We start from the raw sequence: 16,507 nt of genomic DNA, 5'->3' as shown, positions 1-16,507 counted from the left end.
GGCGAAAGGAAGATGATGCGGGCCAAATTTCCGATGAATGAATCAAGCGCCTTTTTTTTATTGAACGGAATAATGCCCTTGTTTAGCGGAAAATAGGCCCGGGAGAAAGAGAAGTGCCTGACTTTTAGGAGAAGAATGCCTAAGATTAATCAAGGATTGCAAACACAGCCCTGGTCTATGTTTAGAAAGATATTTTCATTTGAATTTACTTCCTGGTTGAAAAGCCCTACTATCTATGTATATGGGCTTAGCTTTTTTGCCATAGCATTTCTTTCCTTGGCCGGTTCGCTGGGTGTATTTGATGAGCTGAGCCCCAAAGCCGAATTACAATCTCATTTAAATTCGCCTTATGAAGTCAGCTATATCCTTTTCTATTTCAATAAGATCTTTCTCTTTTTGCTCCCAGCTATAATTGGGGCAACGATCTACAAAGACTTTCGGCATAATCTTCATAGTATCCTCTACAGCTTCCCCATTAAGAAACATGCTTATTTGGGGGGCAAATTTTTGAGTGCTTTTTCCATAACTCTCGCTATCAGTTTGTTTGCGGCTTCCGGTCTCGTCTTTGCCGAACTTATGCCGGGAGCTGATCCTTCCAAATTGGGGCCTTTTAGTTGGGGTTCCTATATGCAGGCATTTTCCCTCTTCCTCATCCCCAATTTACTATTCCAGGGCTTGATCGTATTTTCTCTGGTATTACTTAGCAGAAATGTCATTTCAGGCTTTTTGGGGGTAGTGGTATTATTTCTCATTCAGGTAATCAGTGAAAATGCCTTCGCAGGGCATGGCTTTTGGGTGGCACTTTTGGATCCTTTCGCCCAAAATACTTCTCTTTATGAAAGTCAATTCTGGACTTTGAGTGAAAGAAATGTCACTTACTATTCACTCCAGGGAGTACTGCTCTATAATCGAATCTTTTGGCTGGGACTTTCTTTTCTGCTAGGAGTCTATACCTATCGGAAATTTCAGTTTCATCAGGAGCAGCAGTGGAAATGGCAAGTTTTTAACAAGAAGAAATCTAGTAAGGAAGAATCCTCTCCAACAGGCAATATCTCTATTCCCCAAACTACAAAGAGCTACGGATGGAAAGAGGATCTCAGGCGAGTTTTACATCTCAGCTTTTTCAATCTTCGCTTCATTATAAAGAATTGGACCTTTTTAGCCATAGCCCTGATCTCCTGCCTATCGGTTATATTCTCTTTGGGGAGAATCACACGTTTGGATGAAATGGTCCTGCTTCCCACTACTCAATTGATGTTGAGAATACCGGCTTTTTTCTTCCTGACCTTTACGATGCTCCTGACCTTTATCTATGCAGGTAGTTTGATGCAAAGAGATCGGATGACGAATATGTACGTTCTGATCGATAGCAGTCCGGTCCGAAATGGGGTTTTGCTAATTTCTCGTCTTCTGGCTTTACTTCTGATGCAACTCTTGATGCTCTTCCTGATGATTGTATGTGGAATCGGTGTGCAGGCCAGTCAGGCTTACTTTCATTTTGAATTGGACCTCTATGTCTCCCATCTATACGGTCTCCGTTTTTGGGGCTTGATGGTCTGGGCTATTACCGCAGTCTTCGTCCATAGTTTTTTCCCAAATCTGTATCAGGGTTTATTCGCTTTGGTTCTTTTATGGCTGGGTATCAGTGGAATGCCTTCTGTGGGTCTGGATTCACATGTTTTGCTTTTCAATTCTCCTCCGGAGCTTAGTTATTCTGATTTGAATGCTTATGACCATCAATTACCGGCCTTTGCACTTGTGCAGGGCTATTGGCTGATTGGAGCATTTCTACTTTTTTGCCTGAGTTTGTTGATATGGGAAAGAGGCGTTTCCCTGGGAATAAAAGAAAGGTGGCTACAGTTTCGCTCCCGGCTCAATAAAAGCTGGTACTTAAATCTGGGCATCCTATCTGTTGCATTTATCTCATTAGGTGCCAACATCCTCTGGGAAGAACATGAAAGAGAGGTCATATCAAATGAAGGTTTTCAGGCTTCCTTTAAGACATTCAAAAAGGAATTTAAGCAGTATGAAAAACTAAAGCAGCCTCGAATCAAGGCCCTTAATTTGGAAATGGACCTTTATCCGGAAAAGAAATCCTTTACAGCTAGTGGTAGCTATCTGTTGATCAATCCTCATGAAGTCTCTTTGGATACCTTGCTAGTCAGAACAGGATTTGATGAAGAAACAGAGCTGGATTTTGCGGGAAAGGCAGATTTACTCCTAGCAGATAGTATTATGCATTTCAGTGTTTGGGTACTGAAAAGGAGTTTGCTGCCGAAAGATAGTATGCACTTTTCCTTTTCCGTTCAAAGTAAAGGCAATACCCTTTTTGAACAGTATCCCAATGTGAAAGTCAATGGCAGCTTTCTTCGGGAAGATGCCCTGCCTCGTCTGGGCTATATTCGGGGAGCAATGGAACCAGAACCGAATTCTACTCATAGCCGTGAATTCAATTATCAATCCTGGGATTCGGACCATATTGATATGGATATTCGCCTGAGCACTTCTTCCGATCAGATCGCGATAGCGCCCGGGCAGTTGATTGAATCCTACAGTAAGGATAGGAGGAAGTATTTTCACTACAAAAGTCAGAGGCCCCTGAAGTATGCCTTGGGAATTCTTTCGGGGGACTATGAACAGAAAGAAAGCAATTGGCAGCATATAGCGATCCGGGCATTTTATCATCCCGGACATGACAAGAATCTCGAAACCATGATGGATGGACTGAAGGCGGCCTTAGCCTACAATAGTCAGTACTTTGGACCCTACCAACATGCAAGTGCAGAGATCGTAGAATTTCCCCTGACAGATGGGACATTCTCTACGACTTATGCCAATATCAGTCCTACTTCAGAATTTCGCTTTATCAGCAATGCAAGCATAGACAGCCAAAAAGTTGACCTTTCCTTTTACACGGCTGCCCATGAACTGAGTCATCAATGGTGGGGCGCTCAATTGATACCTGCACATGCAAAAGGCGCTCGGATGCTCAGTGAAAGTACAACGGAATATATTAGTCTGAATATATTTCGTAAGGCTTTTGGAGAAAAGCAGGCCCGTAAATTTCTGGGACTTCAACGGAGTCGCTACTTAAATGGCAGAGCCAATCTTTCGAGTCGGGAATTGCCCCTCTATCGGGTGAAAGCCAGTGATCAGTTCATGTTTTATGGAAAAGGAACGATGGCTTTTCATGCCCTTGCTTATTTGATTGGGGAAGAAGAAATGAATCGCATCCTCGGCAACTTTTTGGATGTTTATCGATTCAAAGGTCCCCCCTACCCTTTGTCCATCGACTTTCTCAGCTATCTCAAAGAAGAAAGCCCCGATTCCCTCAATTACCTGATCGAAGACTATTTTGAAAAGGTAATTCTGCATGATGGGAAAATTGAACATGCTGAGATGAGACAGCAAGGTTCAGGCTACGAATTGGAGGTAGAACTGAGCTTGAAGAAAGAAGAACATTTGGATATTGGCCAGTACGAGGAGCTCCCTCTGGATGATCTTGTGGAGATTGGGATTTATGATGCGAAAGATGAATTAATTCGGCTTGAGCGATTTTGGATGAAAGAAGGCAGAAAAAGCTTAAAGTTTAACCTGGAAAAGCAGGCTGCGAAAGTTGTGCTTGATCCGAATCTCTTGCAGATAGATCGGGATTTGCGGGATAATAGTATTGAAGTAGAATAATAAAATACTTCTCACCCCGAACTTGGGGAAGGACCTAAGTGTACATCCAGATTACTTGCCACATAATCAGCAAAGTTACCTGGATTTTAGATATTTCGGATTCGCTCAGTATGACCCTTTCGGATTGGAGCCTGCTTTCCTGATCATCAACAAAAAGGAACTGCCCAAAAGCAGTTCCTCATCGTCATTCTCGAAAAATTTAATCTATTCTTGTGTGAAATCTCCGGAAAAGGAAATGAAAGCTTCGTCGAATCCCACTTTTGTAGGCCTCATGCTTCCATAAAGGATCGCTCCTCCTTCCAAGATCCCATTCTCTACTTTGATCTGGCAAAAAAGGATGCCGTATTCGGTGATCAAGCCATAAAGGTCTTTGTCTCTTAGTTTGATGAGTTGGTAGTTTACCTCCTCCTCATCTCCATTCTTTATCGATAAAATTCCTTTTGCTCCTTCCAGCTGAATCTGTCCCTTTCCTTTGACTTGTTTTTTGCTTCCTCGACGAACAAAGTCCACTTCTCCTTTTCCTTTAAGGCTTAGATCCGCTTCTTCTTCTGACAAAAACAGAGATGCCAGCACATGGGCACTTTCTTCTATCATATGGGGCCTGCTCGCATTTCCCATGATGGATACACTCATTTTTTCTTCGGGGAAAATGCAGATTACGCTGCGGGTTCCTTCCATCGAACCGGCATGTTCATGAACTTTTCTCCCAAAGGGGTCTACATTGGTCCGCCATCCGATTCCCACCCAGGTTTCCTTGCCATCATTCAATGCCTGAGTCTGAAACATCCGATCTACGGTTTGGGAACTGAAGAAACCTGAATAATAGGCACTTCCCAATTTTACCAGATCGCTGGGCGTAGAAGTCATTCCTCCTCCGCCCCACTTATAGCTAGGGTCTTGCGGCTTCTTTACCTGTGATACTTTCCCAGATTTATTGATGTAAAAAAGTTCGCTCATGTCCTTGTGAATGGCATGCCTGAGATCGGGACCAGAAGATTGCATCCCAAGAGGCTCAAAAATTTCCTGATCGAGGTAATCCAGAAATTCCATCTGTGAAGCTCCTTCTATGACCGCAGAGAGCAAAGTATATCCATGGGTGGAATATTTGTATTTGGTCCCGGGTTCAAATAGCAGCTTTTGATGGGAAAAGGTTCCCAGGGATTCGGAAACAGAAGGGTAAAAGCGTTTTTGAATCTTATCGCTAAAGGAATAGTGTGGAAAGCCGGCAATATGTCCCGATAATTGAGCTACACTAAAACTATGTGCCTTTTTGGGGAATTGGGGAACATAGGAACTCACGGCTTTGTCAAAATCGAGTTTTCCCTCCTGGTACAATTTTGCCATGGCAGTAGTGGTCATCATTTTGGAGACAGAAGCTGCGCGAAAGCGGGTATTTGGCGTGACGGCTGCCTGGTCTTCCGATTTTGCAATCCCAAAACCTGCTGCATAAATCGTTTGATCTCCCTTTCTCACAGCAACTGAAATACCGGGAGGACTATCTTCAGATTGTATGAATGCTTTAAAGAGCGCCTGTGCGTGTTCTTTTGCCAGTTGGTGATTTTTCTGGCTATACACCTGCCCCATAAAGAGCAGGAAGACAAGAAGGAAAGTGGCAGTTTTCTGTTGTTTAATCATTTTTAGCGCCTTTGTCTAGTAAATAAGCTACGATATCTGAGTATCCTCCTTTGCGTGCTACTTTAAGAGGAGTATATAAACGAGAATTGAGGTTGTAGACTTCTCGGGAAGACTTGTTTACATCTGCCCCTCTGGCAACCAGAAGCTTTACCAATTCCAGATTCCCTTCTGCACAAGCTCTGATCAGAGGCGTTTCATCACCGGTTATTTCATAGTTAACATCGGCTCCTTTATCCAGGAGATATACCACTATATCTTCATGTCCATATTCCACCGCAGCAATGAGGGGATTTCCATCTCCTTTTACTCCTTTATCTATATCTGCCCCCTTTGATAAGAGGTAGGAAATGATGGCCTGATCTCCCCGAGCTGCTGCAACGATCAGGGGACTTCCGTCTCCCCGAATATCCAAATCCACATCTGCTCCCTGTTCGACCAGGTATTTCACGACCTCCATATTTCCAATTCTCACAGCTATAATCAAAGGTGTGCCGTCTCCGTAATACTTTTTATTCACATCCGCACCCCCTTCTACCATCTTTTTCACCCATTCCAACTGATCTTGTGATGAGGCATTCAACAATCCTTCTTCGTCTTGTTCGTCATCCTCATATTCATAATCATCTTCGTCATCCTCATCATCATACTCGTCATCGTCATCGTAACGATCATATTCTCCTTTATTGCTACCTCCTTTAGCCGTCAGCAAGCGAATCATCTCATCATCTCCTTTATTGAGCGCAATCTCCAGCGGATAACCATCTGCGATATTTCCGAGATTGGGATTGGCTCCATTTTCGAGCAGGTATTTGACTACCTGGGGATGTCCTCCGGCGACTGCATTGATGAGTGCGCTCCCATCTCCTGTGCTAAGGACATTGATTTTTGCTCCCAGGTTTAGAAGTTTTTTGACGATAGATAGGTGGCCGTGTCGAGCAGCGAGGATCAGAGCTGTTCCGTCTCCTCTCTCCTCTTCATTTACATCTGCTCCTTTTTTGATCATAAGATCAACCATCGCCCCCATTCCACTTCCGGATGCTGCCATCAAAGGCGTTTCATCATGTTTGTGATGAAAGCTCACCTTTGCTCCTTTGCTAATAAGGAGTTCGACTATTTCTTTATGTCCTTCCCGGGCTGCCATGACCAGAGCTGTACGAGGATTACTTTTCTCATACACACAATCTACATCTGCACTATTCAGCAGGCTGCGGACGGCGGAGATATTATTTTCTTCTACCGCTTTGAGGAGTTTGCCACAATTGTTTTGAGCAAGGAGAGCATTACAGAAGATGCCCAGCAGTAGAAAGATGACCTGATTTTTCATTGTATATAGAATTATTGAATTGAGCTACGATCCAAAGATGCAGGAAGATTTGATAGGAATGGGAGAAATAAGATCAAGACAAAGCAGCCATCGATAGACAGGCATTTTATGAGGACGAAGCATATTTAGCTCACTAATTCAGCTTTTCATTGTCATTATTCCGGTATTCGTCGACAAAGTAAAAACATAAGCTATTTTGGCTGTATTTTGCATTCATGGCTTACTCGCTATCACTTCATAACTCCAATATCAGTAGGATTGATTCCATCCCCAGGTTTATCTATCATCTGGGTTTTTGGGTTCTTGTAATCCTTTTACTGGCATATCATGGCAGCCTGTTAGGAAGTAGCTTTAAAGATAATCTGATCAATATGCTTAGTATTCTGCCGGTTCAGATGCTGGCTGCCTATTCCTTGATCTATTATCTCATTCCGAAACTATTGTATAAGGGTCGCTGGTTGCTATTTTTTGTCAGTCTGGCATTGATCGCCTATGGACTCTCTGCATTGGCCCGACTTTCCATTATCCATATCGCTGAACCCCTCATCAATTTTGAAAGTTATGAGGAATCGGTCTGGGAAGTGATCACAGACGCTGTCTATCTGATCAAGGTATATATGGTATCTGTTTATTTGCCAGCCGTACTTCTCTTTCTACTGAAGATGATGAAAGAAAGATTTCAGCAGGAGAATAAACTCATCAGCCTTGAGCGTGAAAAAAGCATGGCAGAACTCAACTTCCTCAAGGCACAAATGAATCCCCACTTCCTTTTCAATACCCTCAACAATATTTATGCATTAGCGAAAAGTGGATCAGAGCAAACGGCGGATATGGTTATGAAGTTGTCGGAGATCCTCGACTATACCATCTATGAATGCAATCAGCCAAGGGTACCTATTATAAAAGAATGGGAGTTGATCGAGAGTTATGCAGATCTTCAGAGTTTGCGGTATAAGGATAGCCTCATGATCTTACTGGACCAGAAGATAGAGGATACCGAAGTGCAAATTGCTCCCCTCCTTTTGATCAGTCTTGTAGAAAACGCTTTCAAATATGTGATGACTACCAAAGATGGTGATCCTTTAATCCGGATAAATCTGACGCTTACTGATAAGCTGCTTTCTTTCCGGGTTTTCAATTCCAAATCAAAAATTCTCTCTTCCAGAGACTCAGGAGGTAAAGGAATTGGTATAAAAAACTTGAAACGGCAGCTGAGTTTGCAATATCCGGAACGGCATAGGATGATCATCGAAGACCAGAAAGATTCCTATAGCGTAATCCTACATATAGACCTTTAAACACGAGATATGAAGAGCCCCATAAAATGCCTGATTGTAGATGATGAACCTTTGGCAGCTGAGGTGATCGAGGATTATGTAAAACAGATCCCTCAACTTCATCTTGTGGCAAGTTGTCAGGATAGTATGAAAGCATTTGAAGTCCTGAACCGAGAAGCGGTTGACCTTGTTTTTCTGGATGTGGAAATGCCTCAAATGAATGGGATTGAATTTATTCGCTCTCTTTCTAATCCTCCTCAGGTAATCCTTACAACTGCATTCAGAGAATATGCCATTGAAGGTTATGAGATTGAAGTCCTGGATTATTTATTGAAACCCATCTCTTTCGGACGTTTCTTTAAGTCTGTCAATAAATACCTGAAATTAAATCAGAAAGAGGAAGTAAAAGAAAGCAGCGAAGGACTGGAAAAACCACGTGGATCTATTTATGTGTATGCCGATAAAAAGCATGTAAAAGTTTATCTGGATCAAATTCTTTATATCGAAAGTATCAAGGATTATGTGCGTATACACACAACCGGCAAAAACATCATTTCCAAGGACACCATCAGTCGCTATGAAAAACTCTTACCGGAGGCCTTCATTCGTATTCATCGCTCCTACATCGTAAACAGTTCGATGATTTCAGCCTTTACTCATCATGATATAGAGATTGGAGATATAGAAATCCCGATAGGTGCGAGTTATAAAAAAGCAGTCATAGAGTATTTAAAAGCTCAGGCCTAGATCAGATTTTGAATGTTTCTAATAAAATTCCACCTACTGAGGAATGAGTTTCGAACAATAGGACATGGAAGAGATATTTTTTGGGAATTAAGGATTTTTGAGGTCAATTGAGCCAAAAAGCTATAGCTTTTTTATATTAGAAAATAGAGAAATCGAATTCTTTACAGGCTGAGATTATATAAAATTTCCTATATAGTCAGTTACATTATTTGTTGAGTTGGATTTTTTTTCATTGATTGAGTATTCAAGAAATGGTATGAATAAGGCCCTGGACCATTATAGTTCCCAAAATCTACTTGCAAAAATCAGCAGGAATCTCAGGATTCTTCGGGAGAAATTTGCGGGCCTCGATATTACACCTTCTGTAGACAATAAGACCCTGGGCCTGGAGGAATTCGGAGAAGAAATCTATTATGCACCTAGCGAGCGAAAGGACTTGAGGAATACCTTTACTCAACTAAAGATTAAACCGAGTGATCGTATTCTTGATTATGGATCGGGCAAAGGGGCAGCCATGCTTATTCTGGATGAATTTGGGTTCGAGGAAGTTGCGGGAGTTGAAGTTTCACCCTTTCTCGTAAGTATTGCTAAAAAGAATTTCTTTCTTCTGGAAAGCCAACATCTCTCAATATATGAGTCTGATGCCCGAGATTTTCATGACATAGATCGTTTCTCTCACTTTTACCTCTTTCATCCTTTTCCCGGCAAAGTTTTGAATACGGTTTTGGGAAATATTGAAGACTCTCTTCAAAGAAATCCACGGGCTATTCAGATCATCTACTATATGCCCGTCCATAAGGAAGTTTTTGAGGCACAAAGCTGGCTGAAATTGGATCGGGTAATTCCCGGAGGGACTTTTGAAACCCGTGTTTACTGGGCCAAGCCTACAAATTAAACCATCCATACAGGATTTTCTACCAGCAAGGCGCAGCATGTTTACTCCGCGCTTGTCAATTACTTTATTGTAGAGATATTCCAAAGACATTTCCTCCCCTTCTTCTCAGAAACAGAAGGGTATAGTGTTTGGATATACCTTGCTGCTTGCCGCTCTTTTCTCATGCCATTGAACGTTTTAGAATTGACTGTATGTTGAACGCCCTATATTCACATCAATCGGAATCGATTGATGGAAAAAAGCGCAGCTTCCTGCAAGGGAAGAGCCATCCGCACTTTGTTCCCATCATTGACAAGCTCTATTTTTTTAATGAATCTGATATGTTTCCCGGCCAGGTTTTGGGAAATAAATTCCAAAAACTGGAAAAGCTCCTGGGAAATCAACTGCAGTATGAAATATTTCTGCAACAAAAAGCCCGGCGTCCCAATTATGATATGTACGCCTGCTTTCAACCCTTCAATGAAGCTTCCAAAGCTTTGTATCCTTTCTTTAAAAAACTCAGAGCCACTGTAAAAAAAGGAGATACTATCCTTAATCTCTGGGACCGTTCGGGATGGATCACTGCCCTATTAGCGGGTCTCTTTCCGGAGAATGAAATTCTTACCACCTGGGAAGGGAATAAGGACGTTCTGGGCTATAAAGGCTACAACTTCTGGTTACAGGAAAGAGATAACATCCGTGTAATGTTTTGCGATCTGGATGAGCCTTTGCCATTGGCTGATAATAGCATCGCATTCTCAGTCGGTTTGGATACCTTCCATCGCTTTAATCAAGGCTTACTATTAAAGGAATTGATGCGGGTGGTTAAGGATGAGGGCGCTATTATTTTCCCTCATGTCCATCTCACCAATAATGAGCCGGAGCCCTGGTTTGAAAGAGGCTGCAAGCAGATGCATGGAATGGATTATGATCGTGCCTTTTCCCTTTTTCCGGATGAAAGCAATTGGAAAGGATATGTCTTCTCCGAACCCTATATGTTCGCAGCAAATGAAATCCATGCACTAGCTGAAATCCCTTTGATATCGACCCCGGATCAAACCGATTATAATTCTTTGATAGCAGTTCTACCAAAAGCATGGGAAGGCGATTCTTTGTCAGCTTTCTCTATGAAAGACCTGGATTCGATAGAGGATTGTTTTGTCATCATCAATCTGCTTCTGAATATTGACTTGCATCACCAAAAAGTAGAAGTAGACCACGACTATCTCAATGGATCAGTAGGCTATTTGCTGGATAGACATCCTATTTATATTGAGCGAATCAAAGCCCTGGATAATTTCGAGCTTTCCTTACTTGCAACTCAAATCACCTATTTGGCCACGCATGCTTATTCGGTGAAAGAGATGCAGGAACGCATCGGCTGTAGTAAGGAAGAGCTATATGCAGAGCTGGAAAAACTTGAAAAGCTGGGGATGCTACAGGTATTGCCCGTTTCCAGAGAAGCTACCCGTTTACAATACCACCTGATGTCTCAGGAGTATTTGGTTCCGGAAACACAGCAAAATCTAAAGTCTTTGTGGCAACATGCTGTCAAAGCCTTCCCGGAAAAACATGCACTCATCTCTCTGGAGGATGAAAGTGAATTTACCTATGAAGACTGCGAAGAAGTAGTCGAAATGATCATGCTTGGTTTGCATGCCTCTGGTTTGAAAAAAGGCGATAATGTCATTATTGCAGGCAATATTCATACGGAAGCAGTCATGCTATACTGGGCTTGTATGCAATTAGGGATTGTTGTTGCTCCGATTGGCGGGCATTTGCCTCAGGAAACAATCGAACACATCCTGAAATTGACAGATGCAAAACGGGTTTTCCTGACTGAAAAGCTTTACCAGGAGAAAGGATCATTTTTTGGGGAAAGTTCAATCATTCTTTTTGATGAAGAAGAGCAGGCTGAAGATGCTTTGTACTTCGAAGATTGGCTGGAAGAAATTGAGGATGAAGAATTATCAGAAGTAGAGGTTCAGTCTAAAGATAAAGCGGTCATTTTATTCACTTCGGGATCAACCGGTATGCCCAAAGGTGTTCAGCTTTCGCATGGAAATCTTTTCAGAAGTGGCAGACTGATCACAGAGACTTTTCAATGGGAAGAAGAAGATCGGCTTTTAGCGATTGGAGGTCTGGAAAGTATGAGTGGTTTGCGAAATACCGTTATAGCACCCTTACATGTAGGAGCAAGCGTAGTGCTTCCCGGGTCAAACACGATGGGTAATTTATTCGGAATCGCTGAGGCAGTAGAAGAGAGTAAAGCTACAGTCTTAAGTAGCAATCCTGCCTTACTTCATCAATTTGCCAAGTATGCCGAAAAAATCAGAGGTCAACTGGATAGCATTCGATCTCTGATTTGTACCGGAAATGCCTTGAGTCAATCTCTGAGAAAGGATTTTAAATCAGCTTTTGACAAAGATATTCTCAACTATTATGGCTTAACGGAAACCACCGGGATTTGCATTTCCCAAAATCCTTTGGAAGAAAACCTACTCAACGATAGCATTGGAAAACCCATTGATTGTATAGCACAAATCGTCGATGAATCAGGAAAGCCAGTAGCTAAAGGAGAAGAAGGAGAACTTCGTATCTACAGCGAGAATATTATGCAGGGCTATCTGGCTATGCCGGAGAAAACAGCAGAAGTAATCCGGGACGGATGGTTTTATACCCATGACCGGGCTCGCTATACAGAAGCTGGTAATATTCAACTCCTGGGCCGGATCAGAAATATTGTAAAAATCTCCAGCGGAGAAGTCGTTTATCTCAAAGAAATCCAGGATGCAATTGGCACACAGGAGCAAGTTGAAGACGTCATTTGCTATGCGTATGAGGAAGAAGATGCAGAGAAAATTGCAGCCTGTATAGTCCTGAGAAATCCTGACATGGACCCCGCTTCCTTTCGTGCAGAATTGCAACAGAATCTCCGGACCCAATTGGGAGAGCGCAAGCTTCCCCGTCGAATCTATTTCCTCCCACAGCTCCCCTATTCAGAAAACGGAAAACTATCAGAAAAAGAATTATTACATGCCATACAACAATATCACTGATCTATTTGAAAGCCTGCAAGGACCTCAGTTAAGCAAAAAAGTCTTTGCACAAATAGGCGGTAAAAAATATACCTATCAGACCTTACTCACAGACATAGATAAACTTCACCAGCTTTTCCAGCAAAGAGGATTGAAAAAAGGAGATCGGATTGTCCTCTCCGTAGAGGATGAATATTATGCGAGTCTATTCTTCCTGGCTTTTCTTCGATATGGAATTGTGAGCATTTTTATCGATCCTCGGGTTCCTGCCCAAAGAGCAAAAGGAATCATCCTTCAGGCAGCAGCGAATGGAGCCGTTATGGATGAAGCTTTATTCGCAGAAAGGAAAATTGAAGAAAATCCTTCCTTTTTTAGTCTGCCCGTGAAAAAATCCGCCCAGAAGAAAGGCAAACTTTTTAAGAAACTCCTGAAGAAGAAAAAAACAGAGGCGCCGGTGGATAATCATAGCTTCCCCGCACTTATGGATAGCATTTCAGGTCTAGTTGAACCTTTAGAAAAAATTGAGCCTTCCGATCTTTCTTTTGTCCTTTTCACCAGCGGATCTACCTCTGATCCCAAAGGAGTGATGATTTCTCATGGGAATTTATTCGCCCACCTGAAGACACTCAAGAAAGTATATGCTTTTGATGAAAACAGTCGACTGCTCAATATCCTTACCCTCTACCATGTAGATGGATCTATACAGGGCCCCTTACTTACCCTCTTTTCGCATGCAACATTATTGAGACCTTTCAGCTTTGATATGTCTCGGATGACAGAGCTCTTCGATGCGATTTATAAACTCCGGGCCACTCATTTTATGACCGTTCCGACCATCTTATCTTTTATGGACAAGTACTCAGAGAATTATGAGGAAAGTTTTCAAACGGAAGATTTCAAACTGATTATTTCAACGGCTGCCAAACTGGAAAAGAAATTCTGGGAGGACTTTCAGGATAAATTCAAGGTTGAAATTGCCAATGTATATGGCATGACCGAAACCGTCGCAGGTTCTTTATACTGTGGAGCAGCCGGATATCCAAAGAAAATCGGAACAGTTGGAGTTCCTGTTGATTGTGAAGTGAAAATCCTGACGGAAGATGGGACAGAAGCGGCAGTAAATGAGTCGGGAAATCTCATGATAAAAGGCGATCATATATTTGTTGGTTATCTCAATAATCCGGAAGCAACTGCTGAGGTTTTACAAGACGGCTGGCTATTTACCGGGGATATTGCAGCAAAAGATGAAGAAGGCTTCTTCAGCATTACTGGAAGAAAGAAAAATACCATCAATACAGGAGGGATCAACATTTATCCTGAGCAGGTAACAGAAATGATCAATAGCCATGAGGCAGTATTTGAAAGTGTCTGTTTCGCTTTGCCGGATGAGCATCATGGAGAAATGTTGGCTACTGCCATCGTTTTGAAGGCCGGGCAAAAGCTGGAAAAAATGGATTTGATCAGCTACCTCCGTCCTCTATTAGAAGCAAATCAGATTCCCAAAGAAAGCTTTTTCCTCAAAAGCCTTCCTCGTACCCTCTCCGGTAAAATTCAGGTGAATGAGGTCAGGAAATTGATAGAAGAACATAAGGCTGGATCGAGTATTTCTCAGAATTCAGCTGAGCAGGAGGGATATGTTGAGGCGATTAAAGCTTCTGCAGCAGAAGCTTTTAATATTTCTGTAACAGAAATCAGTCTGCAAGACACCTCTATGACGCTTGAAGGATGGGATTCTTTGGCACATTTGAAATATGTAAACTCCCTGGAGAAGAAATTCAAGGTCCGTTTTTCTACGGCTGAAATGATGATCATGAATAGTCTTAAAGCAACCGAGAACATTCTCCTGGAAAAACTGGCATGAGTGTGAGAGCAAAATCAACTCCTTTATATGTATGGGCCTGGGTAGGAGGATTATTTCTCCTGCTCCAGATCATCGTCCATGTGTATTGCCATAATATTCCCAATACAGACAAACTGGAATTTGATGGACTGTATGAGGAAATGAAGGAGGACTTTCAAAGTTCAAAAAAAAGAGATTTGAAAGTGATTTTTGTTGGTTCTTCCCTGGCTAAGTATGGGATTCAATGTCCGGATGAAATTTATGCTTATTCAAACAGGCTGAAAAAATCTCCCATCCTCTTGAGTAAGATGTATGGCAATGGTGAGCCCTTTAAAAGAATGGTAACTACTCATCAGCTTCTTCCCAAAATAGCTGCGCTAAACCCTGATTTGGTTTGCATCCAAACAGAATTGGCTGTCGTAAATCTGGAAAACGTAGGAGCCAAATATAAAGCGGATAGTACCCTTAAAGCTCACAGCCTAAAAGGCCAACTGGAAATGAGGTCCTGGCTAAATCGAAGGTTTTTTAAAGAAATGCTAGGCATGCTGGGGTATAAGCAAAAAATGGACTGTGTTGCTAAAGCAGGACCCTCCATCCAGCACCTGGATACACTTTCCTATGTTCCACAGAAACGAATTAGCAGATCTTTTGAGGAACTAGGCTATGCCCACGAAGAATTACAAATGCTCAGAGATCAGGGGATCAAAATAGTATTTGTGGATGTCCCTCAACCAGCGGCCCTGATGCATCAAATCTACCCTCCAAAACTTATGCAGGAACAGGCCATTTTACTGGAGCAATACCAAGAACAATTAGGGATAGAATATTGGCCTTATACAGGATCTCCGCTAGGGTATAAATACTTCTGGGATTACAGCCATTTGACCACAGCGGGACAAGAGATATATACTGAATGGCTGATAGATAAAATTGTAGCAGAAAGAAAGAACTGATGGAGATACTGCTGATCATATTGGGAGTAAGTTTTGTGTTGCTGGGCCCTGCCTGGTTGTTGCCAGAGAAATGGCAGCTGGCACCCCTCATCCTGGCAACTGCTATTTTGTTGGGAATTTATTCGCCAGCTTCCCTCCTGATTTTAGCGAGCACCAGCCTTCTTAATTTCTACCTTTTACGACATATTCCTTCTTTGAGCACAGCGACTTTGGTAGTTGTTATCCAATTGAGTTGCATCTTTCTCTTTTTTAAGATGGATTATGCAGCCATTTTTGGATTGGGAGAAACAGGCATTTTACCTTTGGGGCTTTCCTATTATTCCTTTCGCCAAATCCATTATGCTCTGGAGGTGTATAAGAAAACAAGTCTGAGTAAGCACAGCCTATGGGAATATATGTGCTATCTGTTCTTTCTTCCAACCATCCTTATCGGCCCTATCAATCGCTTTCAACCCTTCTTAAGAGATATAAAAAGAAGGCGATGGGATAATTTGCTGTTTTCTCAGGGATTGGAAAGAATTCTTTATGGCTTTGTAAAAATAGTTGTGCTTGGCAATTACCTGTTCAGTTATAAACTCAATAATTTTGCCCTGGGACTGGAAGACAGTCATCTTTGGATAGCGACCTATCTGAAGATGTTTCGATTCGCTGCCAATGCCTATGTACAGTTTGCAGGCTACTCAGATATAGCGATAGGTTTGTCTTTACTCTTTGGTTTTAAAGTCATGGAGAACTTCAATTCTCCTTTCAAAGCCACAAATATTGCTGATTTCTGGAATCGCTGGCATATTTCTCTTTCAGATTGGTGTCGGGATTATGTTTTCTATCCCTTCCTCGGTATGACGAGAAATTCCCGTATCAGCATCATTATGTCTATGCTTGTATTGGCAGGATGGCATGAAATATCCTTGCGCTATTTGATCTGGGGAATTATGCATGCTATAGCCATCAACCTCTGGCATCGCTACAATAATACGCCCATGCAGGAGGCGATCGCAAAGATTCCTCTTGTACAAAAAATCCTGGGAATAGGAATTACCCTGCATTTCGTCATGCTCAGTTTTATCCTGACCAATGAAGTGGATATGGCGGCTTCCTGGCAAACCTATAAAATTCTATTCTTCATAAACTAAGG

At 42.1% G+C, this 16,507-nt stretch carries 10 protein-coding genes; 8 read left to right on the top strand and 2 right to left on the bottom strand.

Annotated features, from left to right (window positions below; genetic code table 11):
- Positions 1–177: 177 nt before the first annotated feature.
- Entirely contained in the window at positions 178–3,684 is a 3,507-nt protein-coding gene (locus tag R8P61_34940) for a hypothetical protein (GenBank protein ID MDW3652326.1), read from the top strand.
- 204 nt (positions 3,685–3,888) lie between these two features.
- On the opposite strand, the gene R8P61_34935 is transcribed toward R8P61_34940, so the two are convergent.
- Entirely contained in the window at positions 3,889–5,319 is a 1,431-nt protein-coding gene (locus R8P61_34935; GenBank protein MDW3652325.1) for a serine hydrolase domain-containing protein, read from the bottom strand.
- Entirely contained in the window at positions 5,312–6,643 is a 1,332-nt protein-coding gene (locus tag R8P61_34930; GenBank protein ID MDW3652324.1) for an ankyrin repeat domain-containing protein, read from the bottom strand. The genes R8P61_34935 and R8P61_34930 overlap by 8 nt, the downstream gene beginning before the upstream one ends.
- A gap of 215 nt (positions 6,644–6,858) precedes the next feature.
- Here R8P61_34930 and R8P61_34925 point away from each other — a divergent pair, with 215 nt between their 5' ends.
- The 7 genes from R8P61_34925 to R8P61_34895 all read left to right on the top strand — a co-directional run bounded on the left by R8P61_34925 (position 6,859) and on the right by R8P61_34895 (position 16,505).
- Positions 6,859–7,941 carry a sensor histidine kinase gene (locus tag R8P61_34925; GenBank protein ID MDW3652323.1) on the top strand — a complete coding sequence of 361 codons (1,083 nt, stop codon included), beginning with the start codon at positions 6,859–6,861 and terminating at the stop codon, positions 7,939–7,941.
- 9 nt (positions 7,942–7,950) lie between these two features.
- On the top strand, positions 7,951–8,667 hold the full coding sequence (locus tag R8P61_34920; protein MDW3652322.1) for a LytTR family DNA-binding domain-containing protein: 717 nt from the start codon (positions 7,951–7,953) through the stop codon (positions 8,665–8,667).
- 256 nt (positions 8,668–8,923) lie between these two features.
- The gene (locus tag R8P61_34915) at positions 8,924–9,562 is read left to right on the top strand and encodes a class I SAM-dependent methyltransferase (GenBank protein MDW3652321.1); all 639 of its coding nucleotides are present in this window, start codon (positions 8,924–8,926) and stop codon (positions 9,560–9,562) included.
- 191 nt (positions 9,563–9,753) lie between these two features.
- Positions 9,754–12,600 carry a class I adenylate-forming enzyme family protein gene (locus tag R8P61_34910; GenBank protein ID MDW3652320.1) on the top strand — a complete coding sequence of 949 codons (2,847 nt, stop codon included), beginning with the start codon at positions 9,754–9,756 and terminating at the stop codon, positions 12,598–12,600.
- Positions 12,578–14,440, top strand: coding sequence for an AMP-binding protein (locus R8P61_34905; GenBank protein MDW3652319.1), 1,863 nt, complete (start codon positions 12,578–12,580; stop codon positions 14,438–14,440). The genes R8P61_34910 and R8P61_34905 overlap by 23 nt, the downstream gene beginning before the upstream one ends.
- Entirely contained in the window at positions 14,437–15,372 is a 936-nt protein-coding gene (locus R8P61_34900) for a hypothetical protein (protein MDW3652318.1), read from the top strand. Before R8P61_34905 ends, R8P61_34900 begins: the two co-directional genes overlap by 4 nt.
- On the top strand, positions 15,372–16,505 hold the full coding sequence (locus R8P61_34895; protein MDW3652317.1) for an MBOAT family O-acyltransferase: 1,134 nt from the start codon (positions 15,372–15,374) through the stop codon (positions 16,503–16,505). Before R8P61_34900 ends, R8P61_34895 begins: the two co-directional genes overlap by 1 nt.
- Positions 16,506–16,507 lie beyond the last annotated feature (2 nt).

It is taken from the genome of Bacteroidia bacterium (assembly GCA_033391075.1).
In the GTDB taxonomy this organism is placed as follows: Bacteria; Bacteroidota; Bacteroidia; order J057; family J057; genus JAWPMV01.
Note: the sequence above shows the minus strand (reverse complement) of the source record. Positions and strands in the feature narration are given on the sequence as shown.